Origin of the sequence: Blautia sp. AM23-13AC, assembly GCF_003435675.1 — a bacterium.
Lineage (GTDB): Bacteria > Bacillota > Clostridia > Lachnospirales > Lachnospiraceae > Fusicatenibacter > Fusicatenibacter saccharivorans.
In genome coordinates this window covers 43,476-58,742 of sequence record NZ_QTUL01000003.1, presented here as the reverse complement: position 1 = coordinate 58,742, position 15,267 = coordinate 43,476, and the positions used below count along the sequence as shown (strand labels likewise).

The window sequence follows — 15,267 nt, the reverse complement described above, 5'->3', positions numbered from 1 at the left end:
ACGAGGAAATGAGGAGGATTTTATTATGAAAAAGACAAAGAAATTCTGGGCAGTATTGGCAGCGGCGGGCCTTTTGGCAGCAAGCTTTGCAGGATGCGGAAGCAATGCATCAGCAAATGCAGGAAGCAGCAGCGGTTCCGCAGCATCATCTTCCGCAGAAGGCAGCTCCGCATCGGATTCCGGTGAGAAAAAAGTGATCAAAGCTGTAACAAGCGGCACACTGGCACCGTACTTTTACGTAAATGATGACAACGAGCTGACCGGTGTCGATATCGATATCGTAAAAGAAGTGTTCAACCGCCTTCCGCAGTATGAACTGAAAATTGAGCAGGCAGATGCACTGCAGGGTGTGCTGAGCGGTCAGTACGACATCGCAGTCAACAACTATGGATATACCGATGAGAGAGCAGAATCCTACTACTTCTCTTTACCATATAAAACCAGCTTCAACGAATACATTCAGAGAACCGGCGATGAGCCGCTGACTTCTCTTACCGATCTGGCAGACCGCGGATACAAAATTGAGCTGAGTGCAGGAAGCCTTACCGCAAATGCACTGGAAAAATGGAATACAGACAACCCGGATCACCAGATCAATATCGTATATTCCAATGCAAACTTCCAGGTCCGCTACCAGCATATCGTAGATGGAACCGCTGATGTGGCAATCGACGACGGACCGATCATCGACAACCTGCTTCCGCAGTTCGGACTGGAAGATCAGCTGGAAGCAAACGAGATCGACGAGGAGACCGAAGATTTCCTGTTCCCGCAGAACAATACCTACTTCCTGTTTGGAAAGAACGAAGAGGGCGCAGCACTCCGCGAGGATGTTGACAAAGCCTTAAAAGAGATGAAAGAAGACGGAACTCTTTCCAAGATCACAACCGAGTATCTCGGCGTGGACACCAGCCCGGACGAGAAATACTTTGATGAGACACCAAACTAGAATATCGTTTTCGAAATAAAAACAGAAGAGATTACAAAACAGACGGGAAGCGGATCGAGAACATCCGTTTCCCGATTCTAAAAGGAGCGAAAAACATGGCAGAAATTTACCGGGTAGAAAAGGGAAGCGAAGAGTGGAAATACAAAGCATATGATTACGTCAGAACCGATGCGTTCTGCTGCGGACAGAACATTCCGATTGAACTGGAATTCGGACAGGACGAGAGCAAAGATGATCTGCAGGCGATTCTGCTGACAGAAGATCACAAGCCGGTAGCCGGCTGCCGCATCGCATTTCCGGCGGAAAAGACAGGAAAAATCGAGCGTGTCTGTGTTGTCAGAGAAAAACAGAAAAGCGGATACGGCCGCGTGCTGATCGAAGCCGCTGAGAAATGGCTGAAAGAATACGGTGTCGATCACATCGTCATCACGAGCCAGGACCGCGCCGCAGGATTTTATGAGAAATTAGGCTACAAACTGAATCCGGACGCTGACCTGTCGGTATACGACCACCATGCACCGAAGAAAGACGAAGAGCCGAAAAAGCCGAAGAAAAATCTTGGCTTTACCTGTGTACTGGTAGAAAAATACGTGTAAGAGAGGAAAAAAATCATGGGAAAATTATTTGACGTTTCACTGGTATTTTCATCCATACCAGAATTGCTGACAAAGCTGCCGATCACGCTGGAACTGGCCGTGGTTTCTATGCTGATCGGACTGGGACTGGGACTTGTGATGGCGATCATCAAAATGAAAAAAATCAGAGTGCTGACGCAGATTACGAATCTTCTGATTTCACTGCTCCGCGGCACGCCGGTCATCGTACAGCTGTACGTTGCGTTCTTTGGTATTCCCATGATGTTCAAGGCAATCAACCAGCAGTTCGGAACGAATCTGGCGGTTGCCAATATTTCCGGTTTCGTCTATGCGATGATCGCTCTGGGACTGAACCAGTCGGGCTTTATGGCTGAGATTATCCGTTCGGCCCTGCAGTCCGTTGACCTGGGCCAGATCGAAGCAGCACATGCACTCGGCATGACGTATCCGCAGACACTGCGCCGCATCATTCTGCCGGAGGCCTTTGAGGTTGCGCTTCCGACCCTTGGAAACTCTTTTATCAGTATCATCAAAGGAACGTCTCTTGCCTTTACCTGCGCCGTTGTCGAGATTACCGCACAGGGCCAGATTATTGGAGGAAGAACGTATCGCTACTTTGAAGTTTACGTTTCACTGGCCATCATTTACTGGCTGGTAACACTGGTGATCGAGCAGATCATCCGCGTAATTGAAAATAAAATCCGGATTCCGGACCAGGTAGAGCTGGCGTCCGCAAACGGGGAGGGTAAGAAAAATGATAAAAATTGATCATTTATCAAAAAAATATAACGACAACGTGGTGCTCGACGACATCAGCCTCGAGATCAAACAGGGAGATGTTGTGGGAATCATCGGTCCTTCCGGAACCGGAAAATCAACGCTTCTGCGCTGCGTCAACCGCCTTGAGACACCGGAGAAGGGAACGGTGACGATCGGGGACAAGGTGATCGGCCTTTCCGAGCGGAAACCGAAAGAGCTTCTGTATTTAAGACAGAACACAGGAATGGTGTTCCAGCGGTTCAATCTGTTTGAGAAGAAAACCGCACTGGAAAATGTGATGGAAGGCCTGATTGTTGTCAAGAAGATGAAAAAAGACGAGGCCAGAGCCATTGCATTAGAAGAACTGAAACTGGTCGGCATGGAGAAATGGGCAAACCACTATCCGAAACATATGTCCGGCGGACAGCAGCAGAGGGTGGCGCTCGCAAGAGCCCTCGCCATGAAACCGCAGATTCTGCTGCTCGACGAGCCGACTTCAGCCCTTGACCCGGAGCTGGTTGGAGAGGTTCTGGATGTTATTAAAAAAGTTGCGGCACAGGGATATACAATGCTTCTGGTTTCCCATGAGATGAACTTTATCCGCCATGTGTCGAACCGTGTGATCTTCCTTGATAAAGGACACGTAGTAGAAGACGGAACACCGAAAGAAGTATTCGAGCATCCGCAGAATCAGAGAACACGGGAGTTCTTCAGCAAGATGCATATTATGGCGCAGCCTGAGTATGTTATTTAAATTGCGGACATAGCCAAAGAGTAGGAGAAAATATTATGATAGATGAGAAAAGAATTGCTGATTTTTTTGCGGAGCTGGTATCCATCGATTCGCCGTCCTTGGAGGAGCGCGAGATGGCGGACACTCTGAAAGCAAAATTCGCCGAAATCGGAGTGAATTTTACAGAAGATCATACACAGGAGCAGACCGGTTCGAATGCGGGCAATCTGTTTGCACGTATCCCGGGCAGTATTGACGGTGCGCCGGTTCTCTTTGCCGCCCACATGGACACGGTGGAGCCCGCAAAAGGGAAAAAGGCTGTTTTCCACGATGACGGAACCGTAACGAGCGACGGCACAACTGTTCTCGGCGCCGATGATCTGGCCGGTGTGACCGCGATCTATGAGGCGGTGCGCCACATCACTGCGGCAGGAGCGCCGCACAGCCCGATCGAAATCCTGATTTCAACCGGTGAGGAGCTGTACTGCAAAGGTGCGAATGCCTTCGATTACAGCCAGGTGCAGGCAAAAGAAGCGTACGTTCTGGACCTGAGCGGAGCAATCGGCGCGGCAGCCTATGCAGCTCCGACCCTTGTATCTTTTAAAGCAGAAATCCAGGGAAAAGCCGCCCATGCAGGTTTTCACCCGGAGGACGGCATCAACAGCATCCAGGCGGCTGCACGTGCAGTCGCACAGCTTCCGCAGGGCCACGTGGCAGAGAGCACCACAGCCAACATCGGAAAAATCGGCGGCGGTTCCGGCACCAATATCGTTTCGGAGAGCTGCCTTGTCGAAGGCGAAATCCGCAGCCTGAACCACGAGACGGCGATGGGACTTCTGGCGACATATCAGAAAACCTTCCAGCAGGAGGCAGACGCCATCGGTGCCAAACTTGTCTGGGAAGAAAAGCTGAACATTCATGCCTATGAGACACCGCTGACGGGCGTGGCCGCAAAACACTATGAGAGCGCCGTTGCCAAAGAGGGTCTGACCGCCGCATTCGAAAAAACCTTCGGCGGCAGCGACAACAACGTCTTCGCCCAGCACGGCATCGAGGGCCTCGTCATTGCAACATCGATGAACCAGGTACATAGCTGTGCCGAGTACACGAAAATCCCGGAGATTGCCCAGGTAGCACGGATTGTGGAGAATCTTGCAGCACTGCTGGAAGACTGAGACGATCCCGGATGAAAAAACAGAATACAAAAATCCCCAAAGCCCGCCGGCAAATGTGAAAACAAAAACCGGCGGGCTTTTCCTGTTTCCGGCACGGCTTGCCACGCAGAGAAAAATAGTCTATAATAGGGAAAAGCTTCCGGTGCATGCCGGAATTTAACACCAGTAGACAAGAAGTCCCCCGCTTCTAAAGCGGTGGGATGAATTGTTAAAAGAAACATAACGGCAGTGGCGGGCGGAGAAAAATCGGTATCCTCCACTGACATGAGGCAAGTCACAGTCGAACTATTTTCGACATGTCAGACTCCGTGAAAATACCGACTGTGAGTTGAATCAAGAATAAAAGAGGAAAAACAATGATACATACACCAATTCAGAAACTGGAATTTCCAAACGACAGAAATGTCCGACTGTACTGCAAGAGAGAGGATCTTCTCCCGTTTTCCTTGGGCGGAAATAAAGTGCGGATCGGACGCGCCTTTTTCCGTGACATGCAGGAGAAAAACAAAGACTGCATGATCATCTACGGAAACAGCAGATCCAACCTCTGCCGCGTGCTGGCCAATCTGTGCTGTGCCGAGAAAATTCCATGCTATATGATCTGTTCTTCTGAAGAAAACGAAGAACACCCGATCGAAACCAACAACAGCCGTCTGATGAAATGGCTCGGAGCCGAAGTCATTCCGTGCAGAAAAACAGAGATTGCACAGACCGTCGAGAAGACGATGAACCGTTTGACAGAAGAGGGATATCACCCATATTATATTTTCGGGGATAAATTCGGAACGGGCAATGAAGGCACACCGGTACAGGCCTACGTGGACGGCTACCGCGAGATTCTTGCGTGGGAGAAAGAACAGAACATTTCTTTTTCTCATATCTTTGCAGCATCCGGAACCGGCTCGACCCAGTGCGGCCTGGTAAGCGGAAAACTGCTCGAGCAGGGAACGGAGCAGATCATCGGCCTTTCGATTTCATCCCGCGAGTACGACCGAGCCATCCGCATCATGGAGAGCGGCATTTCCGATTATTTTGCGAAGAATCATCTCGTGCTGCCGGAAGGATGGGAGAGTGAACTTCATCTGGAAATGGGATACCGCCAGGGCGGATACGGCCAGTACGATGAGCGGATTTTACAGGTGATCCGGGAAGAGTTCTGCCGGAACGGCCTTCCGCTGGATCCGACGTACACCGGAAAGGCATTCTGGGGAATGAAGCAGTACATAGAAGAACATCAGTTACAGGACTGCGATGTGCTTTTTATCCATACCGGAGGCACGCCGCTGTTCTATGACTGCATTCTGAACGATACCGATGGAGGAAAAAAATGAAACTGATTTCAATAGTCATCCCATGCTACAATTCCGAGGCAACGATCCGGAAAGTTGTAGAGATGGTGATGGAAGAATTCAAGAAAATGGACGGATATGACTGCGAATTTGTCCTGGTGAACGACGGTTCCCCGAAAGACAATACGTATGGGGAGATCAAGAAGCTCGGTGAGCAGTATCAGAATGTCAAGGGCATCAACCTGCTGCGCAATTTCGGCCAGCACAATGCGCTGATGGCGGCACTCCACTACACCGAAGGAGATTTTATTCTCGGCATGGACGATGACATGCAGACACATCCGTCCCAGATCAGCAAACTGATCCACAAGATGGAAGAAGGATACGATCTGGTTTACGGCTGCTATCCGAAACGGAAAAATTCGTTCCTGAAAAATGTCACCAGCAAACTGAACGAAGTTTCCTCCCGGATTCTTCTCGGACGGCCAAAAGACATCGTTTCCAGCAATTTCTGGATGATTACCCGCCAGATCAAGGACGAGGTGGTAAAATACGACAGCTTCAATCCCTATATTGACGGCATTTTCTACCGCACGACACACAAAATCGGAAATGTAGAGGTGGAGCATTTCAAACGTGCAGTGGGAACTTCCAACTATACGTTAAAGAAATTGATCAAATTGTGGCTTGCCTACTGGAACTATTCTGTAATTCCGCTTCGCATATCGTCCGTTCTCGGCGGAGTTTCTGCAGCCGGCGGTTTTCTGGCAGCCATCATGATTGCCATCCGAAAGCTCATCAATCCGACCGTGATGGTTGGCTGGTCTTCGACGATCTGCGCCATCGTTGTTTTTTCCGGATTGATTCTGATGGTGCTCGGCATCATCGGAGAATACCTCGGAAAGATGATTCTGATTCTGAACCGCACGCCGCAGTATATTGTGCGGGAAACCATTAACGTATCTGATGAGGAAGAAAAAAAGTGAAAAAAATCATGATTTTAGGTGCCGGTATTTACCAGGTGCCGCTGATCCGGACTGCACGCAGAATGGGTCTTTACACGATCGTAGTGAGTATTCCCGGCGATTATCCGGGTTTTGCACTTGCAGATAAAATTTATGAACTGAATACGCGGGATAAAGAAGCGATTCTTGCGGCGGCGGAAAAAGAACAGATCGACGGAATCTGTACATCGGGAACCGATGTGGCCGTCAGCACAATCGGCTATGTCTGTGAAAAGATGCATCTGTCCGGCATTCCGTATGAGGCGGCGGAAATTCTGACCGATAAGGCAAAGATGAAAGACGCATTCCGGCAGGGCGGCGTTTCCGCGGCAGACGGGATGCGGGTAAGAAGCGCAGAGGAGGCACAAAAAGCCGCAGAACAGCTTGGATACCCGGTTGTCGTAAAACGGGTGGACAGTTCAGGAAGCCGCGGAATTACCGTGGTGGAGCATTCCGGACAGATCGAAGAAGCGTATGAAAATGCGAGAAACGGTTCGGCAAGAGATTATGTGCTGGTTGAAAAATTCCTCCGCGGAACGGAGATCGGCGTGGATGGATTTGTGCAGAACCACAAACTGGTCTTTCTGGCACCGCACACGAAATTTGTATACCGCGGTGCACACACGACCGTTCCGGTCGGCCACGCATTTCCGTATGGATGCAGCGGGGCACTGCGGGAAGAAATTGCCCGCCAGATGCAGCTGGCCGTCACCGCATCCGGTGCCGATCAGTGCTCCGTCAATGCGGATGTCTTTGTGGACGGAGAGAAGGTCTGGATCATTGAAATGGGCGGAAGAACCGGGGCAACCTGCATTCCGGAACTGATTTCAACGTATTACGGATTTGATTTTTATGAGCAGATGATCAAAAGCGCCCTCGGGGAAGAAACGGATTTTCAGCAGACGGAAAGCTGCCCGTGCATGGCAAAACTGCTGCTGAGTCCGGTAAGCGGAACCATCACACAAATCGACCGGGATCAGGTCGAACGTCTGCGTCAGGAAGGGCTGGAGCTTGTCCTGGATTATCCGGAGGGGCATGAAGTTTCTGCCATGGCAGATGGAACTGACCGGATCGGCCATGTGATTGTAAAGACGGACCGGGAAGCGGAACTGGATGAGCAGATGAAGCGGGTGTACCGCTGTATCTGGATTGATGGAAAAAATCTGGAGACAATCTGGGAAGAGAAAACAGCAAAATAAAAAACCCGGAATCTTTTCAAGACCTCAGAAGAGGAGCGAAAGGATTCCGGGTTTTGCGTTGCCAGGCATATCAATATCCGGTGGACCAATTTTGATTACACTGTTTTTACAGGCTTCATCATCATCCGATAGTAGACTGGAATCAGCAGTGCAACCGCACCGAACCAGGCAAACGGTGTGCGTCCGTTCTGCATACTCTGAATCGAGGTGCGGTAGACGGCGAGAAGGCCGAGCAGGAAGTAGAACGGCGCTTCGATCGTCAGGAATGCATCGGAGTAATGGTAAGAATCCGTGATTTCGCTCGAAAAGCTTGGTGAGCAGGTGCATCTGTCCCGCGAGGTCTGCTGCCGCCGCTTCCGGAAAATGACGGGAAAGACGGTGACGCAGTATCTCGAGGAATATCGTGTGTCCAAAAGCCTGCCGCTCGTCGAAAGCGGCTTTTTGCCACGAAAAATATGTTACATCTGTTTGATTGCCTGCAGCATTTCAAGATCCGAAGCAGTCACCTTGATATTGGAAACCATCGTTCGGCCGTCCGGTTTTTTCACCGTGACTTCGAGAATCGTTCCCTCCTCGATCTGCGAGGATGCGAGATCGCTCATGAATTTTACGAACTTCGGGTGGTTTTGGGCGAAACGGTTTCTCAGATTTTTTAATTCCATTAACTTTATTGGGTTAAATGCCATTCTTTTTTCTGTCCTTTCTATTCGAAACTTCTTTCGAAACATGAAAGTATTGTAACATGGAAAAGAAAAAATGCAAGCGGATAAAAAGAGAAAAGACAGAGATACTGGGAATAAGAGAAAAGATTCTCAATTAGAATGGGAGAAAAACGAATGAAAGCGAAGAAGTATCTGCTGTTTTTTCTTTTGGGCTACTGTATTTATATTGCCATCGAAGTCACCTACCGGGGTTACAGCTTCCGCCTGATGGGCATTGCCGGAGGAATGTCCCTTGCAGGAATCGGAATGCTGGAAGACGCCGGGCTGCGCCGCTTTCCGCTGGCGTTTCAGATGATGGTATCCGCCGTCCTGATTACGGCCATTGAACTGTATTCGGGGATGTTTTCCCTGAGGGTGCTGCATTACCGCATGTGGGACTATGGTACGCTGCCGTTTTCCATCTGCGAAGGATTAATCTGCCCGTGTTTTTTCGGGATCTGGTATCTGCTCTCGGCGGTTGGGATTTTTCTTACGGACTATGTGAGCTATTATATCTTCCATGAGGGGACGCACCCGGTGTATCGAAAGAAGAAAAAGGGTTGTGCCGAAGGGGAGTTCGTTATAAAATAAGAAAAAACAACCCAGGCAGGAGGTCCTCATGGAAAACGAAAAAAATTATCTGGAATATCTCGCAGAATTGTACCCGACCATCGAAAAAGCAGCGACCGAAATCATCAATCTGCAGTCCGTTATCAACCTTCCCAAAGGCACGGAGCATTTCCTTTCGGATATTCATGGCGAATACGAAGCCTTTTCTCATGTACTCCGCAACGGTTCCGGTGCCGTGCGAAAGAAGATTGACGATGTCTTCGGCCACACGCTCGGCATTTCGGAAAAACGTGCGCTTGCAACCCTTATCTATTACCCGAGAGAGCGCCTGGAGATGGAGAAAAAGCAGCAGGAGGACATCGATGACTGGTACAAGGTCATGCTGTACCGCCTGATCGACGTCTGCAAAATCGTTTCTTCCAAATACACCCGTGCCAAAGTGCGGAAAGCCCTGCCGGCGGATTATGGCTATATCATCGAGGAGCTGATCACCGAAAAGCCGGAGGTGCTCGACAAAGAAGCATACTACGAGGCGATCATCCAGACTATCCTCGAAATCGGAAGCGCCGAGAACTTCATCATTGCCGTGGCAGAGCTGATTCAGCGGCTCGTTGTTGATCATCTCCACATCATCGGCGACATCTTTGACCGCGGTCCGGAGCCGTATAAAATCATGGACTGCCTGATGAATTACCATTCCCTCGATATCCAGTGGGGCAACCACGATGTGCTCTGGATGGGCGCTGCGACCGGCCAGCCGGCGTGCGTGGCCAGCACGATCCGCATCTGCCTCCACTACGGCAATCTCGATGTGCTGGAGGACGGCTACGGCATCAATATGCTTCCGCTTGCCACCTTTGCTCTCGAGACGTACGGCGATGATCCGTGCGAATGCTTTGCCGCAAAAGGCGGCGAGGACAGCGGAAATTCCCAGCAGATGCTGGAGCGCCGCATGCACAAGGCCATCACCGTAATGCAGTTAAAGCTCGAGAACCGTCTGATCCGTGAGAACCCGGAGTACGGCATGGAAAACCGCCGTCTGCTGGAAAAGATCGATTACCAGAACGGAACGGTGACGATTGGGGAGAAAACGTATGCTCTGCGCGACAAGAGCTTTCCGACGATCGACCCGGCGCATCCGGACGAGCTGACAGAAAAAGAGGCAGAAGTGCTCGATAAGCTGATCTTCGCCTTCCGAAACAGCGAAAAACTGCAGGCGCACGTCGATTTCCTGCTCAAAAAAGGAAGCCTCTACCGCGTCTACAATGGAAATCTGCTGTACCACGGCTGCATGCCGATGAATGAGGACGGCACCTTAAAAGAGGTACAGGTCGACGGAAAGAAATACAAGGGAAAAGCACTGTACGATATTCTCGAGCACAACGTGCGCCGCGCATTTGTAAGCCGCGATCCGAAAAAACGGGAGCAGGGCCGCAATACGCTGTGGTATCTGTGGACTGCGCCGAATTCCCCGCTGTACGGCCGCGACAAGATGACAACATTTGAGCGGTATTTCCTCGCAGAAAAAGAGACCTGGACCGAGGTGAAAAACGCGTATTACCGCCTGATCGAGAAAGAGGAGACGGCGGACCGGATCTTACAGGAGTTCGGGCTTGCCGGTGAAAATGTACATATTATCAACGGCCACGTCCCGGTACACCAGAGTGCCGGTGAAAGCCCGGTCAAATGCGGCGGCAAGGTGCTGATCATCGACGGCGGCTTCTGCAGGGCGTACCACAAAGAAACCGGCATCGCGGGTTACACGCTGATTTACAACTCGTACGGCCTCAGCCTCACCGCGCACGAGCCGTTTGAATCGACAGAAAAAGCAATCCAGGAGGAGAAGGATATTGTCTCCCGCCAGGTGGCGGTGCGGTACAACATGAAGCGCCAGTTAGTCGGCGATACGGATCAGGGACGGCAGATCCGGCAGCGCATCCGTGAATTAAAGGAACTGATCGAGGCGTACCGCACGGCTCAGTTAAAAGAGCTTCTTTAAATCAAGGGTTTTCAACTGCGCCGGAAAATGGTATAATCAAAACAGTGTGCGCAGATGGAAACACTGTGCGCTGGAACAGATGGAAAGAAGGAAGAAACATATGAGGGCATGGATTGCCAGGATGACAGAAGATAACATAGATCAGAGCGCGATCGAAAAAGCAGGAGAGATTCTGAAAAACGGCGGTCTGGCGGCATTCCCGACCGAGACCGTATATGGTCTTGGCGGAAATGCGCTGGATGCCAAAGCTTCCGAGAAAATTTATGCGGCAAAGGGCCGTCCGTCGGACAACCCGCTGATCGTCCACATCGGAAGAATGGAGGACCTCGAAACCGTAGCGGCAAACGTGCCGGAGAGTGCACGCAAACTGGCAGCTGCATGCTGGCCGGGACCGCTGACGATGATTTTTGAGAAAACAAATGCCGTTCCGCTCGAGACGACGGGAGGCCTTACCTCCGTAGCCGTGCGCTACCCGAGCAACAAAGTGGCAAACGCACTGATCTTAGCCGGAGGCGGCTTCATCGCAGCGCCGAGCGCCAATACATCAGGCCGGCCGAGCCCGACGAAAGCCGAGCATGTGATCGAGGACCTGGGGGACAAAATTGACTGTATCATCGACGGAGGAGACGCCGAGATCGGCCTCGAATCCACCATCGTCGATTTTACAGAGGAGATTCCGACGATTCTCCGCCCGGGCTATTACAACAAAGAGATGCTGGAAAAAGTGCTTGGAACCGTGCGTGTCGATCCGGGAATCCTTGCGGAGGACAGCCATGTGCGTCCGAAGGCACCGGGCATGCGCTACAAACATTATGCGCCGAAGGCAGACCTTACGATTATCCAGGGCGAGATGGAACGGGTGATTCCGGAAATCAACCGCCTTGCCGCAGAACAGGAAAAGGCAGGAAAGAAAGTGGGCGTAATCTGCACCGATGAGACGCGGGAGCAGTACACCACAGGAGATATCAAGAGCATCGGGCTGCGCGCCGAAGATGAGACGATCGCGCATCACCTGTTTGCGATTCTGCGCGACTTCGATGAGGACGGCGTGGAAGTGATTTATTCCGAGGCTTTCGACACCCCGCGTATGGGGCAGGCGATCATGAACCGCCTGTTAAAAGCCGCAGGCCACAAAGTAGCAGAGGTATAACAGTGAAACATTACAGCAGGATTTTATTTGTGGACGCGGACGATACCGCGCGCGCACCGATGGCGAAGGCGATTCTGCAGAGCAAAGAGCTTCCGTGGCCGATGGAAATTGGTTCCCGCGGGCTTGTCGTTCTGTTTCCGCAGCCGGTCAACCAGAAGGTAGAGGCAGTGCTTGCGCGCAACGGGCTTTCGGCCAAAGACCACACCACCACACCGCTTACCGCGGAGGACATCAACGACGACACGCTGCTTCTTGTGATGGAGGACAGTCAGAGGGAAAAGATCCGTGAGGACTTCCCGGATGCGCCCCATCTGCAGACGATCGCCGGATTTCTGCGGCTGGCAGGAGACATCCCCGCCCTTTACGGGGAACCGCTTACCGAATACGGAAAATGTTATGAAGCGCTGGAATTCCTGATTGAAGGTGTTCTTGCGCGGCTGAAAGAGGAGGAAGAACAATGATAGCTTTAGGATGCGACCACGGCGGATATGAGCTGATGCAGGAGGTAAAAGCATATCTGGACAAACAGGGACTGGAATATCAGGACTTCGGATGCTACAGCAACGAGGCAGTTGATTATCCGGTTTACGCCAGAAAAGTAGGCCATGCGATCCAGAACGGAACGTGTGATAAGGGAATCCTGATCTGCGGAACCGGAATCGGCATTTCTATCACGGCAAACAAAATGGAAGGAATCCGTGCAGCACTCTGCACCGACTGCTTCTGCGCAGAGGCAACCCGCCTGCACAACGATGCCAACGTACTGGCGATGGGAGGACGCGTTGTAGGCCCTGGCCTTGCAATCAAAATCGTAGAAACCTTCCTGAACACTCCATTTTCCGGAGAAGAGCGTCACGAACGCCGGATTCATTTGATTGAGCATGAAGGCGAAAATGAATAAATTTTAAACAAAGGAGAAGGGAAAATGGCAAGAACAGTCATCATGGATCACCCGCTGATCCAGCACAAAATCGGTATTATCAGAAAGAAAGACACAAGCTCCAAGGAGTTCCGCGAGATGATCAGCGAGATTGCAATGCTGATGTGCTACGAGGCAACCAGAGAGCTGCCGCTCACAGACGTTGAAATTGAAACCCCGATCTGCAAAACAACCGTAAAAGAGCTCGAAGGAAAGAAAATGGCAGTTGTGCCGATCCTCCGTGCCGGTCTTGGTATGGTAGAAGGTATGCTGGCTATGATTCCGGCAGCAAAAATCGGACACATCGGTCTGTACCGTGATCCGGAAACCCTGGCACCGGTTGAGTATTACTGCAAACTTCCGTCAGACATCGCAAGCCGTGAAGTATTTGTAACCGACCCGATGCTGGCAACCGGCGGTTCTGCAACGGCAGCCATCACCATGCTGAAAGAAAAAGGCGCAAAGAAGATCCACTTCATGTGCATCATCGCATCTCCGGAAGGAATCGAGAAAATGCATGAGATTCACCCGGATGTCGATGTTTTCGTCGGAGCACTGGATGACCATCTGAACGAGCACGGCTACATTGTACCAGGCCTCGGCGATGCCGGAGACCGTATCTTCGGTACGAAATAAGAGCGGAAGCAAAGTACGTTAAGAAAACACAGGGGAAATGGGTATGAGCGATAAACGAGAGGATTATATTTCCTGGGATGAATATTTCATGGCAGTTGCCCAGCTTGCCGGTATGCGCTCGAAGGATCCGCACACACAGGTGGGAGCCTGCATTGTGAGCGAGGACAACAAGATTCTGTCCATGGGATACAACGGTTTCCCGAGAGGCTGCTCGGACGACGAGTTCCCGTGGGGAAAGACAAGTGAAAATCCGCTGGAAAACAAGTATCTTTACACAACGCACAGTGAACTGAACGCCATCCTGAATTACCGCGGCGGAAGCCTCGAGGGAGCCAAGCTGTATGTGACATTGTTCCCATGCAACGAGTGCTGCAAGGCGATTATCCAGGCGGGAATCAAAACGGTGATCTACGACTGCGACAAGTACGCGGACACCCCGTCCGTGATCGCATCGAAACGGATGATGAAGGCGTCCGGAGTCACTTTTCAGAAATACCACCGCACAGGGCGGGAAATTACCATGTCCCTGTAGCAGAAAAGATAATAGAAGGAGCGCGCCTGAACGAACAGAAAGTTCAGACGCGCTTCGTCTGTATACACGAAAAGACAAGAAACGGGAGGGCACCATGGAGAGCAATTTCGAATGGATTACGGCAAACGGGGATATCGGCATCCGCTTTTTCCACAGCATCGACGACGGCGGCTACAGCAACCCGCCGCACTGGCACAACGATCTGGAGATCATTTATCTTCTGGAAGGCCGTCTGAAAGTGCGTTTCGGTGACGGCGGCGAGCGGCAGATCGGGGCAGATGAACTTCTCGTCATCAACTCCGGCACGATCCACGCCGTGACAGCCTATCCGAATCAGGCCATCGTCCTGCAGGTTCCGTATGAGATGCTGCTGCAGTACATGGAGCATTACGATCAGCTTTACTTTGTTGTGGATGAAAGACCGGCCAGTGAGGCGGAAAAACAAAAACTCGCAGAATTCAAAGCAGTTCTCCGGGAGATGGACGAGGTGTACGGTGCGCAGAAAGAAGGGTATCAGTTAAAATTCGACAGCCTTCTTCTTGAAGCGCTGTACCGCTTACTGGTGGACTATGCGGTGCGGATCGGAAAAGAACACATTCCGCAGAATCAGAAGGCCGTACAGCAGATCCGCGAGGTCATGCGGTATATTGAGGAGCATTACGCCAAAAAGCTGACGGTGGCGCAGGTCGCGGAGCACTTTGGTTATACGCCGAATTATCTGTCGAAGCTTCTGAAACGGTACCTCGGTCTGACGGTCTACCAGTATCTGTATGAAATCCGGCTCGACCGGATCTGCCGCGACCTGCAGCATCCCGAGGCGCGGATCATGGAACTTCTGCCGAAACACGGCTGCGAAAACTACAAGTCGGTGTCGCGTCTGTTTAAGGAGCGGTACGGCTGCAGCATGAAGGAAATGCAGAAGCGGTATGAAAAGGAAAAAGGAGACCGCCCGATGGGCCAGTGGGTAAGAATCAGAAAAGCGGAAATGCCCTAATTTTCTGCCGAAAAAGGCACTAAACAAGAAGAAGAGAGCATGGTATAGTGGAAGCATGAAAC

General features: G+C 51.3%; 18 protein-coding genes. 16 read left to right on the top strand and 2 right to left on the bottom strand.

The annotated features are described in order from the left end of the window. The first annotated feature begins 25 nt into the window (after positions 1–25). The 8 genes from DW642_RS05075 to DW642_RS05035 all read left to right on the top strand — a co-directional run bounded on the left by DW642_RS05075 (position 26) and on the right by DW642_RS05035 (position 7,704). Positions 26–949 carry a transporter substrate-binding domain-containing protein gene (locus tag DW642_RS05075; protein WP_117509482.1) on the top strand — a complete coding sequence of 308 codons (924 nt, stop codon included), beginning with the start codon at positions 26–28 and terminating at the stop codon, positions 947–949. Positions 950–1,044: 95 nt separating this feature from the next. After that, positions 1,045–1,545, top strand: a complete 501-nt coding sequence (locus DW642_RS05070; protein WP_117509481.1) for a GNAT family N-acetyltransferase — start codon at positions 1,045–1,047, stop codon at positions 1,543–1,545. A gap of 15 nt (positions 1,546–1,560) precedes the next feature. Then, positions 1,561–2,313, top strand: coding sequence for an amino acid ABC transporter permease (locus tag DW642_RS05065; RefSeq protein ID WP_117509480.1), 753 nt, complete (start codon positions 1,561–1,563; stop codon positions 2,311–2,313). Next, positions 2,300–3,058, top strand: a complete 759-nt coding sequence (locus tag DW642_RS05060; protein WP_022462084.1) for an amino acid ABC transporter ATP-binding protein — start codon at positions 2,300–2,302, stop codon at positions 3,056–3,058. The genes DW642_RS05065 and DW642_RS05060 overlap by 14 nt, the downstream gene beginning before the upstream one ends. 35 nt (positions 3,059–3,093) lie before the next feature. Beyond that, positions 3,094–4,212 carry a M20/M25/M40 family metallo-hydrolase gene (locus DW642_RS05055; RefSeq protein WP_117509479.1) on the top strand — a complete coding sequence of 373 codons (1,119 nt, stop codon included), beginning with the start codon at positions 3,094–3,096 and terminating at the stop codon, positions 4,210–4,212. 356 nt (positions 4,213–4,568) lie between these two features. After that, positions 4,569–5,543 (top strand): 1-aminocyclopropane-1-carboxylate deaminase/D-cysteine desulfhydrase, encoded by a 975-nt coding sequence (locus DW642_RS05045; RefSeq protein ID WP_117509477.1) that lies wholly within the window; start codon positions 4,569–4,571, stop codon positions 5,541–5,543. Further along, positions 5,540–6,487 carry a glycosyltransferase family 2 protein gene (locus DW642_RS05040; protein ID WP_117509476.1) on the top strand — a complete coding sequence of 316 codons (948 nt, stop codon included), beginning with the start codon at positions 5,540–5,542 and terminating at the stop codon, positions 6,485–6,487. The genes DW642_RS05045 and DW642_RS05040 overlap by 4 nt, the downstream gene beginning before the upstream one ends. Beyond that, the gene (locus DW642_RS05035; RefSeq protein WP_117509475.1) at positions 6,484–7,704 is read left to right on the top strand and encodes an ATP-binding protein; all 1,221 of its coding nucleotides are present in this window, start codon (positions 6,484–6,486) and stop codon (positions 7,702–7,704) included. Before DW642_RS05040 ends, DW642_RS05035 begins: the two co-directional genes overlap by 4 nt. A gap of 95 nt (positions 7,705–7,799) precedes the next feature. Here DW642_RS05035 and DW642_RS05030 read toward each other — a convergent pair whose 3' ends face one another. Further along, positions 7,800–8,117, bottom strand: coding sequence for a hypothetical protein (locus DW642_RS05030; protein ID WP_226906320.1), 318 nt, complete (start codon positions 8,115–8,117; stop codon positions 7,800–7,802). A 45-nt stretch (positions 8,118–8,162) separates the two neighbouring features. Next, complete coding sequence (locus tag DW642_RS05025) at positions 8,163–8,390, bottom strand: hypothetical protein (protein ID WP_117509474.1); 228 nt, start codon at positions 8,388–8,390, stop codon at positions 8,163–8,165. A gap of 150 nt (positions 8,391–8,540) precedes the next feature. On the opposite strand from DW642_RS05025, the gene DW642_RS05020 reads away from it, so the two are divergent. The 8 genes from DW642_RS05020 (at position 8,541) to DW642_RS04985 (ending at position 15,205) form a co-directional block, all read left to right on the top strand. Next, positions 8,541–8,996 (top strand): putative ABC transporter permease, encoded by a 456-nt coding sequence (locus DW642_RS05020; protein WP_158554976.1) that lies wholly within the window; start codon positions 8,541–8,543, stop codon positions 8,994–8,996. Between the two features lie 28 nt (positions 8,997–9,024). Next, a complete protein-coding gene (locus DW642_RS05015; RefSeq protein ID WP_117509472.1) occupies positions 9,025–10,974 on the top strand; it encodes a fructose-1,6-bisphosphatase in 1,950 nt (649 codons plus the stop codon). A 100-nt stretch (positions 10,975–11,074) separates the two neighbouring features. Beyond that, the gene (locus tag DW642_RS05010; RefSeq protein WP_022462093.1) at positions 11,075–12,124 is read left to right on the top strand and encodes an L-threonylcarbamoyladenylate synthase; all 1,050 of its coding nucleotides are present in this window, start codon (positions 11,075–11,077) and stop codon (positions 12,122–12,124) included. 2 nt (positions 12,125–12,126) lie between these two features. Then, on the top strand, positions 12,127–12,585 hold the full coding sequence (locus DW642_RS05005) for an arsenate reductase/protein-tyrosine-phosphatase family protein (RefSeq protein ID WP_055218690.1): 459 nt from the start codon (positions 12,127–12,129) through the stop codon (positions 12,583–12,585). Next, positions 12,582–13,025, top strand: coding sequence for a ribose 5-phosphate isomerase B (gene rpiB, locus DW642_RS05000; RefSeq protein WP_055218692.1), 444 nt, complete (start codon positions 12,582–12,584; stop codon positions 13,023–13,025). The genes DW642_RS05005 and rpiB overlap by 4 nt, the downstream gene beginning before the upstream one ends. 24 nt (positions 13,026–13,049) lie before the next feature. Then, positions 13,050–13,679 carry a uracil phosphoribosyltransferase gene (upp, locus tag DW642_RS04995; protein ID WP_117509471.1) on the top strand — a complete coding sequence of 210 codons (630 nt, stop codon included), beginning with the start codon at positions 13,050–13,052 and terminating at the stop codon, positions 13,677–13,679. A gap of 43 nt (positions 13,680–13,722) precedes the next feature. Then, entirely contained in the window at positions 13,723–14,211 is a 489-nt protein-coding gene (locus DW642_RS04990; RefSeq protein WP_022462096.1) for a deoxycytidylate deaminase, read from the top strand. Between the two features lie 94 nt (positions 14,212–14,305). Further along, entirely contained in the window at positions 14,306–15,205 is a 900-nt protein-coding gene (locus tag DW642_RS04985; RefSeq protein ID WP_055227269.1) for an AraC family transcriptional regulator, read from the top strand. The last annotated feature ends 62 nt before the right edge of the window (positions 15,206–15,267 follow it).

Coding starts and splice junctions, on each gene's coding strand:
- DW642_RS05075 (WP_117509482.1), top strand. CDS start 26: ATGAAAAAGACAAAGAAATTCTGGGCAGTATTGGCAGCGGCGGGCCTT.
- DW642_RS05070 (WP_117509481.1), top strand. CDS start 1,045: ATGGCAGAAATTTACCGGGTAGAAAAGGGAAGCGAAGAGTGGAAATAC.
- DW642_RS05065 (WP_117509480.1), top strand. CDS start 1,561: ATGGGAAAATTATTTGACGTTTCACTGGTATTTTCATCCATACCAGAA.
- DW642_RS05060 (WP_022462084.1), top strand. CDS start 2,300: ATGATAAAAATTGATCATTTATCAAAAAAATATAACGACAACGTGGTG.
- DW642_RS05055 (WP_117509479.1), top strand. CDS start 3,094: ATGATAGATGAGAAAAGAATTGCTGATTTTTTTGCGGAGCTGGTATCC.
- DW642_RS05045 (WP_117509477.1), top strand. CDS start 4,569: ATGATACATACACCAATTCAGAAACTGGAATTTCCAAACGACAGAAAT.
- DW642_RS05040 (WP_117509476.1), top strand. CDS start 5,540: ATGAAACTGATTTCAATAGTCATCCCATGCTACAATTCCGAGGCAACG.
- DW642_RS05025 (WP_117509474.1), bottom strand. CDS start 8,390: ATGGCATTTAACCCAATAAAGTTAATGGAATTAAAAAATCTGAGAAAC.
- DW642_RS05020 (WP_158554976.1), top strand. CDS start 8,541: ATGAAAGCGAAGAAGTATCTGCTGTTTTTTCTTTTGGGCTACTGTATT.
- DW642_RS05015 (WP_117509472.1), top strand. CDS start 9,025: ATGGAAAACGAAAAAAATTATCTGGAATATCTCGCAGAATTGTACCCG.
- DW642_RS05010 (WP_022462093.1), top strand. CDS start 11,075: ATGAGGGCATGGATTGCCAGGATGACAGAAGATAACATAGATCAGAGC.
- rpiB (WP_055218692.1), top strand. CDS start 12,582: ATGATAGCTTTAGGATGCGACCACGGCGGATATGAGCTGATGCAGGAG.
- upp (WP_117509471.1), top strand. CDS start 13,050: ATGGCAAGAACAGTCATCATGGATCACCCGCTGATCCAGCACAAAATC.
- DW642_RS04990 (WP_022462096.1), top strand. CDS start 13,723: ATGAGCGATAAACGAGAGGATTATATTTCCTGGGATGAATATTTCATG.
- DW642_RS04985 (WP_055227269.1), top strand. CDS start 14,306: ATGGAGAGCAATTTCGAATGGATTACGGCAAACGGGGATATCGGCATC.